This window comes from Paraperlucidibaca sp. (assembly GCF_982810325.1).
Window position 1 is genome coordinate 21,788 of the sequence record NZ_CEYEMI010000008.1, and the last position, 12,762, is coordinate 34,549.

A 12,762-nucleotide genomic window follows, 5' to 3' on the forward strand; every position below is an offset into this window, starting at 1 on the left:
CGATTTAAGCATAGCCACGCTCCTCGCCCTGACCACAGACATTGCTAACGCAGCGCGCACAAATCTCCGGATGCGCAGCGTCAGTGCCAATATCATCGCGGTAATGCCAGCAACGCACACACTTGATACCAGCAGACGGCGTCACCAACACTCGCAAGCCATCAAGCTCACTGGCCTCACCACTATCTTCCGACAACGGCAGCACCGTGGCGCTAGAAGTGATCAGCACAAAACGCAGCTCATCGCCCAAAGCAGTGAGCACCGGCAGTAACTCATCGTTGGCGAACAAGGCAACATCGGCAGATAAACCTGAGCCGATCTCTTTGCGATTACGTGCGGCTTCGATGTGTTTATTCACCGCTGATTTCATTGCCAAAACTTGCTGCCAATAAGCCTGCGTCAGCATCGGCTCAGTGCCGGGCAAACGTGCGAGGCCCGTATACCATTCGCTCAAAAATACCGAGCCTTCGCGCTCACTGGGTAATGCTTCCCAAATTTCTTCGGCAGTAAAGCTCAGAATTGGTGCTGCCCAACGCACAAAGGCTTCGGCAATATGCCAGAGCGCAGTTTGCGTTGAGCGGCGCGCCAATGACTGCTCTTGCGTGGTGTATTGGCGATCTTTAATGATGTCGAGGTAGAACCCCCCCAGCTCATTGACGCAGAAGTTGTGCAGCTTGTGATAGATCTGGTGGAACTGAAAGTCGTCATAAGCCGCGATGACGTCATCCTGTAAGCTCGCTGCGGCATCGACTACCCAACGATCAAGCGCGAGCATGTCATCGGCGGCGACAGCATCACGCACAGGGTCGAAACCATTGAGGTTGGAGAGCAAAAAGCGCAGCGTATTTCGGATGCGGCGATAGCTATCGGACATGCGCGAGAGGATTTCATCGCTCACGGTCATCTCGCCGCGATAATCCGTCGCTGACACCCAGAGGCGAATAATATCGGCGCCTAAGGTCTGCATGATTTTTTGTGGTGCGACGACATTGCCCACCGATTTCGACATTTTTCGGCCTTGGCCATCGACGGTAAAACCATGAGTAAGCACCGTCTTAAATGGCGCTGAGCCATTGGCGGCAACGGCGGTCAGCAGCGATGACTGAAACCAGCCGCGATGCTGGTCCGAGCCTTCCAAATACAGGTCGGCGGGATAGCGCAAATCATCGACGCGATTGAGTACGCAGCTGTGAGTCACGCCGGAATCGAACCAAACATCGAGCGTGTCGGTGACTTTGTCGTAATGCACGGCGTCATCACCCAAAAGCTCGGCGGACTCCAAGGCAAACCACGCCTCAATGCCCTTAGCCTCAACTCGTAGCGCAACTGTCTCAATTAGCTCAGCTGTGCGCGGGTGCAGCTCGCCAGTTTCTTTGTGCACGAATAAAGTGATCGGCACACCCCAAGTACGTTGGCGCGAAATACACCAATCGGGCCGGCCCGAAACCATACCTTCGATGCGCGCCTGACCCCATTCTGGCAGCCACTCGACTTGCTTGATGGTTGCCATGGCGTCATCGCGCAGATTATTTTGCGTCATGCTGATAAACCACTGCGGCGTGGCGCGGAAAATAATCGGCGTTTTATGACGCCAGCAGTGCGGATAGCTGTGCTGGATTTTGACAAAGCTCAATAACGCCGAGCTACCATCGGCGCGAGGCTCGCGCAGCGCATCGCAAATTGGCTCATTGGCCTTGTTCACGTGCAGGCCAGCAAAGCGCGGCGTATTCGGCAAAAACACGCCGTTGCCATCGACGGGATTATCCACCGTTAAGCCATAAACCTTGCCAATGACAAAGTCATCTTGGCCATGACCCGGCGCTGTGTGCACAGCGCCCGTACCGGCGTCGGCAGTGACATGCTCGCCAACAATGACCGGCACCACGCGCTCATACAGCGGATGCTGCAGCTGCAAGCCTTCCAGTACCTGACCGCTCACCGTCGCCAGCACTTCAACATCGGTCGCTTCATAACGCGCACAGGCATCAGCCGCTAGCGTCTCGGCCAGCACCAAATGTCGCACTTGCCCCGCCACTGTCGCACGCACAACGGCGTAGCTCAGTTCAGGGTGCAGCGACACGGCTTGGTTGGCGGGCAATGTCCATGGCGTTGTGGTCCAAATCACCACTTCCGCCGAGACCAGAGTCAGTCCCGTGCGCTTGGCAAAATCAGCCATATCGACAGCGGCAAAACCAACATCAATCGCCGCCGAGGTCTTATCTTGATACTCAACTTCGGCCTCAGCCAAAGCCGAGGCGCAATCCATACACCAATGCACCGGCTTCATGCCTTTATGCAAATGGCCATTGCCAGCGATTTTGCCGAGCACGCGAATAATGTCGGCCTCTTGGCCAAAGTTCATCGTTAAGTAAGGCTTATCCCAGTCGCCAAGCACACCTAGGCGCTGAAAATCGACCGACTGGCGAGCAACTTGCGTGGCCGCATATTCACGGCATTTTTCACGAAACTCAGCAGCACTAAGCTTGACGCCGGGCTTACCAAATTTCTTCTCAACATTGAGCTCGATGGGCAGGCCGTGACAGTCCCAGCCAGGCACATAGGGCGCGTCAAAACCGCTCAGGCCCTTCGCCTTCACAATCATATCTTTAAGAATTTTATTCACCGCATGACCGATGTGAATATCGCCGTTGGCGTACGGCGGACCATCATGCAGGATGTATTTCGGCGCACCCGCGCGCGCTTGGCGAATGCGTTGGTAAAGCGACTCAGACTGCCACGCCGCCACTCGTGCTGGCTCGCGCGTGGCAAGACTGGCCTTCATGGCAAAATCAGTTTCGGGTAGGTTCAGCGTGGTTTTATAGTCCATAGCCTGCAATCAATTCCCAGCGTGCTTTAGGGCAGTAGCGCCTTCAGCAGAAAAATAGTGGTGGCCGGCAATAACATCTGCCTCGATAGCCGATTTCAACGCCTCTAATGAGGCAAAGCGCTGCTCATCACGCAATTTATGCGCGAAACGCACACGCAGGCGACGACCATAAAGATCGCCGCGATAATCCAATAAATGCACTTCACAACGCGCTTGAATGCCCTGCACCGTTGGTCGCGTGCCAACATTAGCCACAGCCGGCAATGGCGTGTCGCCAATGCCATCGACCCAGACCGCAAAAACACCACGCAAAGGCAGCACTTGCCGTTTCATCAAAATATTGGCGGTGGGTAGACCTAATGTACGGCCGATTTTATCGCCATGAACAACATGGCCCGCGACAAAAAAGTCACGCCCGCTAAGTGCCCGCGCTAAGGCAAAGTCGGCAGCAGCGACGGCAGCGCGAAGGCGTGTACTGCTGACACGATCGCCGTCAGACTCAAAAGTAGCGAGTTCATCGACGGCAAAGTCGTGCTCGACTCCCGCGCGTTGCAATTGGCTGTAGTCGCCGCTGCGGTCGCAACCAAAGCGGAAATCATCGCCAGCTAAAATATATTTGGTCTGTAGCTTGGCCACGAGCAAATCGTCGATAAAGCCCGACGCCGTGTAGGCGCGAAAGCGCTCATCGAAGCGCACGAGCAATACGCGATCGACACCATACTCAGCCAAGGTCTCGACTTTATCGCGCCACGTCATTAATCGGCCAGGAGCTTGCTCACCAGAGAAGAACTCCTGCGGCTGCGGCTCAAAGCACATCACCATAGCAGGCACACCGAGCCTATCGGCGGCTTCACGCAGCTGCGCGAGCATGGCTTGATGGCCAGCGTGCACGCCATCGAAATTACCAATGGTGAGCGCGTGCGGCCCTAAGCTTGGTCGCAAATTGTGTATGCCGCGTATCAGATGCATGACGAACTTATAGCCTTAGCTGATTCAGCGCGTGAGTATACCGAAAGCGCATCAGGGATGCCGCAGCTCGCGTGGTCTAAAGCCAACCGCCAATAATGCTGCGCCATAAGTCGCCGCACCAGCAGCGCAGATCAGTAGCACCCAACCCACGCGCGCCCAACCGTGGCCCGCTAGCCACCAATCGTTACTCGGCGTGATGAACCACAGCACTGCGAACATCGCCGCATTGGCCATGGCAAAGCGCAGAAGCAGCGGTACCCAACGCGCATCAAGACGATAAATGCCAGAGCGATGCAGGCCACGATAAAGCAAACCAGCATTGACGAAAGCCGCCAAGGTGCTCGCCAAAGACAGGCCAACATGGTCTAAATGCCACACCAGCATCAGGTTAAACACCATATTCGCGACCATCGCGATGATGCCGATGCGCACGGGCGTCTTCATGTCTTGGCGCGCGTAAAACGCCGGCGCAAAAACTTTAATCAGCATAAACGCCAAGATGCCGCCCGACAGCGCCTGCAATGCCATCGCCGACTTCACCACGTCTTCTGCGTCGAATGCACCGTGATGAAACAAGGTCGCCAGCAAGGGCTGAGCCAAAAAGCCCATCGCCAATGATGCCGGCAGGCCAACCAAAACGATGACTTTTAAGGCCCAATCGATGGTGGCGCGAAATTCGACATCGGACTTTTCTGCATGCTTGGTCGATAGTGTCGGCAAAATCACCGTGGCCACGGCAATGCCAATTAAGCCCAATGGCAGCTCAGTTAAACGCTCAGCGGTGTAGAGCCAAGACACCGAACCGCTGACCAAAAATGACGCCAGCACAGTATCGAGCAGTAGGTTTATTTGACTGACCGAAACGCCGAACATGGCCGGCACCATCAGCGTCAGAATGCGTTTAACCTCGGGGTCTTTAAAATTCGGCTTAAACCGCGGCATCAGATTAATGCGATGCAGCGGCCAAAATTGGAAGCCCAGTTGCACCACGCCAGCAATTAATACGCCCCACGCCAACGCCATAATCGGCGTCGATAACAACGGCGCAAGCCAGACCGCGCAGCCAATCATGGTGACGTTGAGCAGCACCGGCGTGAAGCTCGATACGCCAAAACGGCCATAGGTATTGAGAATGCCGCCAGCAAAAGCGGTCAGCGAAATCAGCAGTAAATAGGGGAAAGTCACGCGCAGCATGTCGGCGGCGAGATCGAACTTCAGCTCATCACCGCGAAAGCCGGGCGCAAACAGAAAGATAATGGCCGGAGAAAATACAATGGCAAACACGCTGATTGCGCCGATGACCAGCGTCAGTGAGCCCGCAACATGACTGATCAGCACGCGCACCGCGTCATCGCCGCGCTGGCTGCGCACTTCGGTGAGCACTGGCACAAAGGCCTGCGAAAATGCACCCTCGGCAAATAAGCGGCGTAAGAAATTAGGGATCTTGAACGCCACTAAAAATGCGTCCATGAGCCGGCTAGCGCCAAACAAATTCATAAATACCATGTCGCGCACTAAACCCGCGATGCGTGACAATAGCGTCATGGCACTGACAATAAAGGTCGATCGCCACAGGCTAGGGGCGCTAGCAGCGGGCTTTTTCGGCGGAATGACGGGGGTGGCTGACATGTGAGCTCCAAGATCGCAGGCGATAGTAGCGCAGCCATGCCCTGCTTCGCTAGCAATGCGGGTTGACTTCGTGCGATCTCGGCGGCATCATTGCGCGCCTGATTTTGGAACTCTTAAACACCTCGGTGTGGAGTCGTTTCAGAACACTTTAATAGACTGAATTTTATGGGAGCCGCCTGGTGGCCAACTCTGCACAAGCCAAAAAACGCGCACGTCAAAACGACAAGCAGCGTCTGCACAATGCGAGCCTGCGCTCCATGGTGCGTACATTTATCAAGAAAGTTGTGAATGCCATTGCTAGCGGCGACAAAGCCGTTGCGCAAGCTGCCTACACAGCAGCCGTGCCTGTCATCGACCGTATGGCCGACAAAGGCATCATCCACAAAAACAAGGCTGCTCGTCATAAGAGCCGTCTGAATGCACAGGTTAAAGCGCTGGCCTAAGTCATCGTTTTGCTGTGAAAAAAAGCCGGCTATCACGCCGGCTTTTTTACGTCTACGATTACACTCAAGATTAACTAACTCTGAGTTGGCCATGACCGCCTTCCGCCCCGCCGCAACCCGCTGCCTCGATTGCGGCTTACACAAGCTGTGTTTTCCACCGAGCTTCGACGAGCACGCATTAAATCGCATCAGCCAATTAGTCGCTCAGCCCAGCGCTTTTGCCAAAAATGAAACGGTATATCGCTTAGGCGACTCAATGACTGCGCTTTATGCCGTACGTTCAGGCGCGCTTAAAACCAGCGTTTTGCTGCCTTCAGGTGAAGAGCAAATCACTGGCTTTTATTTGCCAGGGGAAGTTATCGGTCTCGATAATATGGGCCAAAGCCATTGTGCCAGCACCGCCACGGCACTAGAGAAAACCACGCTGTGTGAGTTGCCAGTGAACGGCATTAGCCAGCTATCGCAGCAGCTGCCGGAGTTGCAGGGGCATTTGTTTCAGATCATGAGTACTGAGCTGCGCCAAGATTATCAGCGCATGCATTTGATGGCGCAGGCGAGCGCCGAGGTGCGGGTGGTGAGTTTTTTACTAGGCTTATCGGCGCGCCAACAGCAGCGGCATTTGGCAACAAATGAACTACGGCTATCGATGGGTCGGGCTGATCTTGCCAACCATTTAGGCTTAGCGCTAGAAACCGTCAGCCGCGCGCTGTCTCAGCTCGCAGATGACGGTTTAATTGAAGTCAGCGGCAAGAGCATTCGCATCATTCATGCCGAACAGCTCGCTGAGCGCGTGGCGGCAGACTGCCACTCAAGCTAACGACTGATTAATTTGCGTAGCGTTGATCATGCCATGCGGAGTGCCTAGCTTTCGCTTTTCCAGCAGGCTCATGAGCAATTTCAATCTGGCCTTTCACTTGGCGCATCAAAGCGATCGCTACAGCGCCGGGGATGCCAATAGCGCAGATCAAAATCACTGCAACCGACAGAAAGCCACTCCAAGTACCCAGTAAGTCCATCCACATGATCGTATCTCCACCTTGTTTTCGATGGATTCATTAGAGCGTAATTGCTCAATGCTTGATTTGATCTGCGTCAAGTTTTACTGCGACTCCAGTTGCCGCTATGTAACGCGGCACAAGGCCGTTTAGATCAGCACCATATTGTCGCGATGAATTAATTCTGGCGCATCGACATAGCCCAAAATCGCCTCAATGCGCTCAGATGCTTGGCCGGCAATACGGCGTGCTTCATCAGCGCAATAATTCACTAAGCCAAGGGCGATTTGCTCGCCCGACTCATCCACGCAGGCAATCACCTCACCGCGCTGAAAATTACCGCTCACTGCCGTGACACCGACTGGCAATAAGCTGCGATGGCCTTGGCGTAACGCTGCCACCGCTCCGGCATCGAGCTGAACTTGCCCCGCCACTTGTAGATGCCCTGCTAGCCACTGCTTGCGTGCAGCCAAGCGATCTTGCTCAGGCAGCAATAAAGTACCCAAGACATCACCCTGCTTGAGGCGCTGTAGGATGTTTTCACCGCGACCACTGGCAATCACCGTGGCGCAACCTGAACGCGCCGCTAGGCGAGCCGCACGCACTTTGGTGATCATGCCGCCACGACCTAGTGCACCACCGCCGCCAGCCATTTTCAGCAAGCGCGCATCCGTTGCCTGCACTTCAGGCAAAAGTACTGCCGTTGGGTCATGGCGCGGGTCGCGATCAAACATGCCATCTTGATCGGTCAAAATGATGAGTGCATCGGCTTCGACTAGGTTAGCCACCAGCGCTGCCAAAGTGTCGTTATCGCCGAAACGAATTTCGTCGGTGGCTACCGTGTCATTTTCATTGATGACCGCAATCACGCCCCAGTTCATTAAGGTGCGCAATGTGCTGCGGGCGTTTAAATAGCGTTTGCGATCGGAGAGATCGTCGTGAGTCAGCAGAACTTGCGCTGTGCGTACTTGATGCTGACGAAAATGCGTCTCGTAAGCTTGCACCAAGCCCATTTGGCCGATGGCGGCACAGGCTTGCAGCTCAGGCACGCTATCGGGGCGAGCGCGCAAACCCATGCGCACCATACCTTCCGCAACCGCGCCTGAAGACACCAAAATCAGCTCAATGCCTTGGGCCTTTAGGGCCACCATCTGCTCAACCCAAGCAGCCATAGCCGCTTGGTCTAGGCCTTGGCCATTATCGGTCAGTAACGCTGAACCAATTTTGACTACCCAGCGCTTGGCGCGCTGCAGGCGATGACGCTGGCTACTTACGGTTGTAGAGCCAGCGTTTATAGATGTGCTGTCGGCATGAGACATGGACGATTTACCAGCGGTCATTAGTAATAGGCAGTGATGCTGCCGTCATTGTGCGGCCTTGTCGATATCGCCTCAAGGTCGATAAATGATCTCGGGCGCATCTTCCGCGTCTTCATCCCAATCATCATCTTCGTCGCCATCGAGCTCGCTAGGATCAATGCCTAGGCGAATGGCACGACGCTCAGCCGAACGGCGCACTTCCAGCTCGCGAATACGATCACGGCCTTCCTGTACCAGACGCTCACGCTTCTCTTGCTCGGCTTCAGCCAATGCTGGGTCAGCATCTTCTGCTGCACGCTGCTCTTCGATTGCATCCATCAAGCGATAACATACCGCCATGGCACCATCGCGAGTTAGGCCTGATGTGCGGAAGATGGGGCCATCCCAATTCAAGCGCGCAACGATGTCATTGCAACGCTCATCGACTTCTTCAGCTGAAGGTAGCAAATCGATTTTATTCAAAATCAACCAGCGTGGCAGTGACGCCAGCGTTGGTGAAAACTTAGCTAGCTCAGCGGCAATAACATTCACGCCATGCACAGGATCGGTTTCGTCGTAAGGTGCGATGTCCACGATATGCAGCAAGAAGCGCGTGCGCGCCAAATGCTTGAGAAAGCGAATGCCAAGGCCCGCACCATCGGATGCACCTTCGATAAGACCAGGAATATCGGCCATAACAAAGGAGCGATGGCGATCGACATCGACCACACCAAGGTTGGGCACCAACGTGGTGAATGGATAGTCAGCGACTTTTGGCTTGGCTGCAGATACGGCGCGAATGAAAGTTGATTTGCCAGCATTAGGCAGACCTAACAAACCGACATCAGCTAAGACTTTAAGCTCTAAACGCAGCTCATGAATTTCGCCTACAGCGCCATCGGTGGTTTTGCGAGGTGAGCGGTTGGTTGAGCTTTTATAGTTGATGTTGCCTAAGCCGCCCTGACCACCACGAGCCAGCAAAACACGCTGACCGCCCTCGGTTAAATCGCCGAAAACCTCACCGGTAACTTCGTTAAGCACCGTGGTGCCCACCGGCACTTTCAGCGTGATGTCGCTACCGCTACGGCCGGTGCAGTTAGCACCACGGCCATTTACACCGCGCTCGGCACGAAATGAACGCGTGTAACGATAGTCCACCAGCGTGTTAACGCCGACATCGGCCTCGGCCCAAACTGAGCCGCCGTGGCCGCCATCACCGCCATCGGGGCCGCCGAAGGGGATGAACTTCTCACGACGGAAGCTCATGCAGCCGTTGCCGCCATCACCTGCCGCTATCTTGATCACTGCCTCATCGACGAACCGCATGACATCTCTCCGAAAACAAAAAAGCCCCGCGTAGGCGGGGCTCTTGCAACGCGTACGCCCTTAGGCGTTAGCTACGACAACCACGTATTTGCGGTTGAATTCGCCTTTAGTAACAAACTTTACCACGCCGTGCGCTTTCGCGAACAAGGTATGGTCACGGCCCATGCCGACGTTTTCGCCAGCCCAGAACTGTGTGCCGCGCTGACGGATGATAATGCCGCCTGCTTGGATTTGTTGGCCGCCGTAGACTTTAACGCCTAATCGTTTGGCTTCTGAGTCGCGACCGTTACGAGTGGAACCACCGGCTTTTTTATGTGCCATGTCTGTATCTCCTGCAGATCAGCGATTAAACGCTGATACCTGTAATTTTCAATTCGGTGTAGTACTGGCGATGACCGGCTTGACGACGGTAATGCTTACGACGACGGAATTTAACGATACGGATCTTATCATGGCGACCGTGGTCCAGCACTTCTGCTGTAACTTTAGCACCGGCAACGATAGGTGTACCGATTTGAATGCTGTCGCCATCCACAACCATCAGAACGTCATCGAACGTAATGGTCTGACCTGGCTCAACATTAAGTAATTCTACTTTCAGGCGTTCGCCTTCAATCACACGGTGTTGTTTACCACCGCTTTTAATAACTGCGTACATTTGCTTGGCTCCCACCAGTCAATCGAAACAGGTCGCGAACCGGTTAAGGCCGCCGTTTTGCTCTAGGGAATGAGCACCCGCATTCGAGAATTTCGCAAGGCGCGCAATCTTAGTGAAAACCCTGCGTAAGTGCAAGCCACCGTTGCCCTTATAACGCTGCGATAATAATTTAGATCCTTAGCTTATGGCCGCGCCGCGCCGCGACTGGTAGGATTCGCATCCTTATTGCGCCCACATAAAATTGCACCATGGATTTCAACGCTATCTTACATTTGGTCCGCGACGATTTTGCCTCCGTCGACGCCTGCATTCATGAGCAACTGAAATCGCGCGTGCCTTTGGTCAGCGAAGTGGGCCGCTATATTGTGCAAAGCGGCGGCAAGCGCTTACGGCCATTAGTGACGCTACTTGCTGCGCGCGCCTGCGGTTATCGTGATGGTAGTGCCCATGTAGTAATGGCCGGCGTTATTGAAATGCTGCACACCGCCACCTTGTTGCACGATGACGTTGTCGATGAGTCTGGCCTGCGTCGCGGCCGCGCTACCGTCAATGCGCATTGGGGCAACTCAACAGCTGTGCTGGTCGGTGACTATCTCGTAGCGCGCGCCTTCCAAATGATCGCCAGTCTGAAAAGCCAAGATGTTTTCGACATCATGAGCGATAGCACCTGCGTCATTGCCGAAGGCGAAGTGCTACAGCTAATAAATCAGCACGATCCTGACACCACCGAAGAGCGCTACCTCGAAGTCATTCACGGCAAAACCGCGAAGATGTTTGAAGCTGCAGCCGAATGCGCCGCAGCACTATCGAACCCTGCACATCGTGAGGCTATGGCTACTTACGCCCGCCACCTAGGTGCCGCCTTCCAAATCATCGATGACGTGCTCGACTACACTAGCTCGGCAAAAGTCATGGGCAAAAACGTTGGTGATGATCTCGCCGAAGGCAAACCTACTCTGCCGCTGATTCAGGCCATGAAAATTGCCGCTCCCGCTGAAGCCAATATGGTTCGCGAGGCGATTCGCAGCGGTGGCTTAGAGCATCTGCAAGAAATCATCCAACTTGTGCAAGATTGCGGCGCACTCGACTACAGCCTGGCACGTGCCAAGGCCGAGTCCGATGCTGCGATTGCTGCATTAAGCACGCTCGAAGAATCTATTTGGCGTGATGCGTTAGCCGATTTAGCGCGTGAGGCATTAGCACGCAACCATTAATGTACATTTTGTAACTTGCCCGCACCGAATCTTGCACTAGTGCAAGTGCTAAGCTTGTTGGATATGATTCGCTCTGTCGAATACGCATAGCAAGGATTCAGCATGTCCCGTCGCACTATATTACTAATCGAAGATGATGAGCTCATTGCAGGCTTAGTTCGCCTGATGGTTGAGCGCTTAGGTCATGAGTTAGTGTGGGCGCCGGATGGCGAGGCTGGCAAACAGATGCTTGAAACCGGCTCTGCCGATATTGTCATTTTAGATATTTTACTGCCCTACCTAAGCGGCTTTGAAGTGCTTAAGTCGCTGCGTGCTAACCCAAGCACAGCAAAGCTCCCTGTGCTTGTACTAACAGGTAAAACAGCTCAGGCCGATATTGACCGAGTAGTAGAAGCTGGCGCTGACGACTTTCTCGCCAAACCCTTCCAGCCCAACGAGCTCAGCCAACGGCTTACTCGTTTGCTTCGCCGCCTAGGCTGAGGACGATTCATGGGTTTGTGGAATGGCTATTTCATCGCAAAATTAGGCCTGTTCTACGCAGACTATATTGACTTCAATGTCCTACTTAATCTTGCACTAGCTTTCGCAGTCATACTGCCATTGCGCCGTAAAGTCTGGCGCATCACACGATTACTCGTTGCCATCCCTGCCGCAATCGCCCTGCTCTATTACGACACCCGCCTTCCGCCATTTTCTCGGCTGTTAGCGCAGCAGCAAAACCTTGAGCAGTTTAGCCTTAGCTATGCCACCGAGCTATTGGGGCGATTCATCAACCCGAGTGTCTTGCTTTATGGCCTTGGCCTGTTTTTTCTTGCCTATATATTTGCTCGCAAACTTCGCTTAACGACCTTTGTCTTGCTCGCTATTTGGCCAGCCATTCCGCTCTATAGCATGTGGCAAAACCAGCAAACGATAGTACATACACCACAAAATACGGCCTTAGTGGCTGCAAGAGCAGAGCAGGCAAGTATCGCCCCTGCAGGTGCCGCAGGCGAACCCAAAGACGCCGATATTGATGCCGCACTAACGCGCTTCTATGCAGAGCAAGCCAAACGCCAAGTAAGCTTTGCGCGCCCAGAGGCGACACCAGCGTTTGATATTTTAATCGTGCAGATTTGCTCATTAGCGTGGGATGACTTGCTGATGACTGAGCAAGCTCAAGCACCACTTCTGCAGCGCACGGACATCTTGCTTAAGCGCTTCAATACCGCCACCTCATACAGTGGACCTGCTGCAATTCGCCTGCTGCGCTCGGCCTGCGGCCAAACCTCGCACAAGTCTTTATATGAGCCAGCGGCAGCCAACTGCTATTTGTTCAATCAGTTTGAACAAGCCGGCTTCCGCAAACACATGCTGCTTAATCACGATGGTGTTTTCGGCAATATGCTGCAGGAAATCCAGCA

General features: G+C 54.2%; 13 protein-coding genes. 5 read left to right on the plus strand and 8 right to left on the minus strand.

The annotated features are described in order from the left end of the window. Nucleotides 1-4 precede the first annotated feature (4 nt). From ileS to murJ, 3 genes are read right to left on the minus strand one after another with little or no spacing between them, the layout of a single operon-like run. A complete protein-coding gene (ileS, locus tag AC3DKE_RS04665; RefSeq protein ID WP_487990150.1) occupies nt 5-2,827 on the minus strand; it encodes an isoleucine--tRNA ligase in 2,823 nt (940 codons plus the stop codon). Between the two features lie 9 nt (nt 2,828-2,836). Next, entirely contained in the window at nt 2,837-3,796 is a 960-nt protein-coding gene (gene ribF / locus AC3DKE_RS04670) for a bifunctional riboflavin kinase/FAD synthetase (RefSeq protein ID WP_340675108.1), read from the minus strand. A 51-nt stretch (nt 3,797-3,847) separates the two neighbouring features. Next, nucleotides 3,848-5,425 carry a murein biosynthesis integral membrane protein MurJ gene (gene murJ / locus AC3DKE_RS04675; protein WP_340675109.1) on the minus strand — a complete coding sequence of 526 codons (1,578 nt, stop codon included), beginning with the start codon at nt 5,423-5,425 and terminating at the stop codon, nt 3,848-3,850. A 179-nt stretch (nt 5,426-5,604) separates the two neighbouring features. Between murJ and rpsT the strand changes: the two genes are divergently transcribed. After that, nucleotides 5,605-5,868: a 30S ribosomal protein S20 gene (gene rpsT, locus AC3DKE_RS04680; RefSeq protein ID WP_340675110.1), complete on the plus strand. Its 264-nt coding sequence runs from the start codon at nt 5,605-5,607 to the stop codon at nt 5,866-5,868. Between the two features lie 91 nt (nt 5,869-5,959). Next, nucleotides 5,960-6,685 carry a helix-turn-helix domain-containing protein gene (locus AC3DKE_RS04685; protein WP_379072399.1) on the plus strand — a complete coding sequence of 242 codons (726 nt, stop codon included), beginning with the start codon at nt 5,960-5,962 and terminating at the stop codon, nt 6,683-6,685. A gap of 7 nt (nt 6,686-6,692) precedes the next feature. Here AC3DKE_RS04685 and AC3DKE_RS04690 read toward each other — a convergent pair whose 3' ends face one another. From AC3DKE_RS04690 to rplU, 5 genes are all read right to left on the minus strand, one after another. Continuing rightward, nucleotides 6,693-6,890 (minus strand): DUF3149 domain-containing protein, encoded by a 198-nt coding sequence (locus AC3DKE_RS04690; RefSeq protein ID WP_340675112.1) that lies wholly within the window; start codon nt 6,888-6,890, stop codon nt 6,693-6,695. A 122-nt stretch (nt 6,891-7,012) separates the two neighbouring features. Beyond that, the gene (proB, locus tag AC3DKE_RS04695; RefSeq protein WP_340675113.1) at nt 7,013-8,182 is read right to left on the minus strand and encodes a glutamate 5-kinase; all 1,170 of its coding nucleotides are present in this window, start codon (nt 8,180-8,182) and stop codon (nt 7,013-7,015) included. Between the two features lie 72 nt (nt 8,183-8,254). Next, a complete protein-coding gene (gene cgtA / locus AC3DKE_RS04700; RefSeq protein ID WP_340675114.1) occupies nt 8,255-9,487 on the minus strand; it encodes an Obg family GTPase CgtA in 1,233 nt (410 codons plus the stop codon). Between the two features lie 60 nt (nt 9,488-9,547). Beyond that, complete coding sequence (rpmA, locus tag AC3DKE_RS04705; RefSeq protein WP_340675115.1) at nt 9,548-9,808, minus strand: 50S ribosomal protein L27; 261 nt, start codon at nt 9,806-9,808, stop codon at nt 9,548-9,550. Between the two features lie 25 nt (nt 9,809-9,833). Continuing rightward, nucleotides 9,834-10,145: a 50S ribosomal protein L21 gene (gene rplU, locus AC3DKE_RS04710; protein WP_340675116.1), complete on the minus strand. Its 312-nt coding sequence runs from the start codon at nt 10,143-10,145 to the stop codon at nt 9,834-9,836. A gap of 248 nt (nt 10,146-10,393) precedes the next feature. Here rplU and AC3DKE_RS04715 point away from each other — a divergent pair, with 248 nt between their 5' ends. The 3 genes from AC3DKE_RS04715 to bcsG form a co-directional block, all read left to right on the plus strand. After that, a complete protein-coding gene (locus AC3DKE_RS04715; protein WP_484216881.1) occupies nt 10,394-11,359 on the plus strand; it encodes a polyprenyl synthetase family protein in 966 nt (321 codons plus the stop codon). A 102-nt stretch (nt 11,360-11,461) separates the two neighbouring features. After that, nucleotides 11,462-11,839 carry a response regulator transcription factor gene (locus AC3DKE_RS04720; protein WP_411729910.1) on the plus strand — a complete coding sequence of 126 codons (378 nt, stop codon included), beginning with the start codon at nt 11,462-11,464 and terminating at the stop codon, nt 11,837-11,839. 9 nt (nt 11,840-11,848) lie between these two features. After that, on the plus strand, nt 11,849-12,762 hold a 914-nt coding region (gene bcsG / locus AC3DKE_RS04725), incomplete at its 3' end, for a cellulose biosynthesis protein BcsG (RefSeq protein ID WP_487990151.1).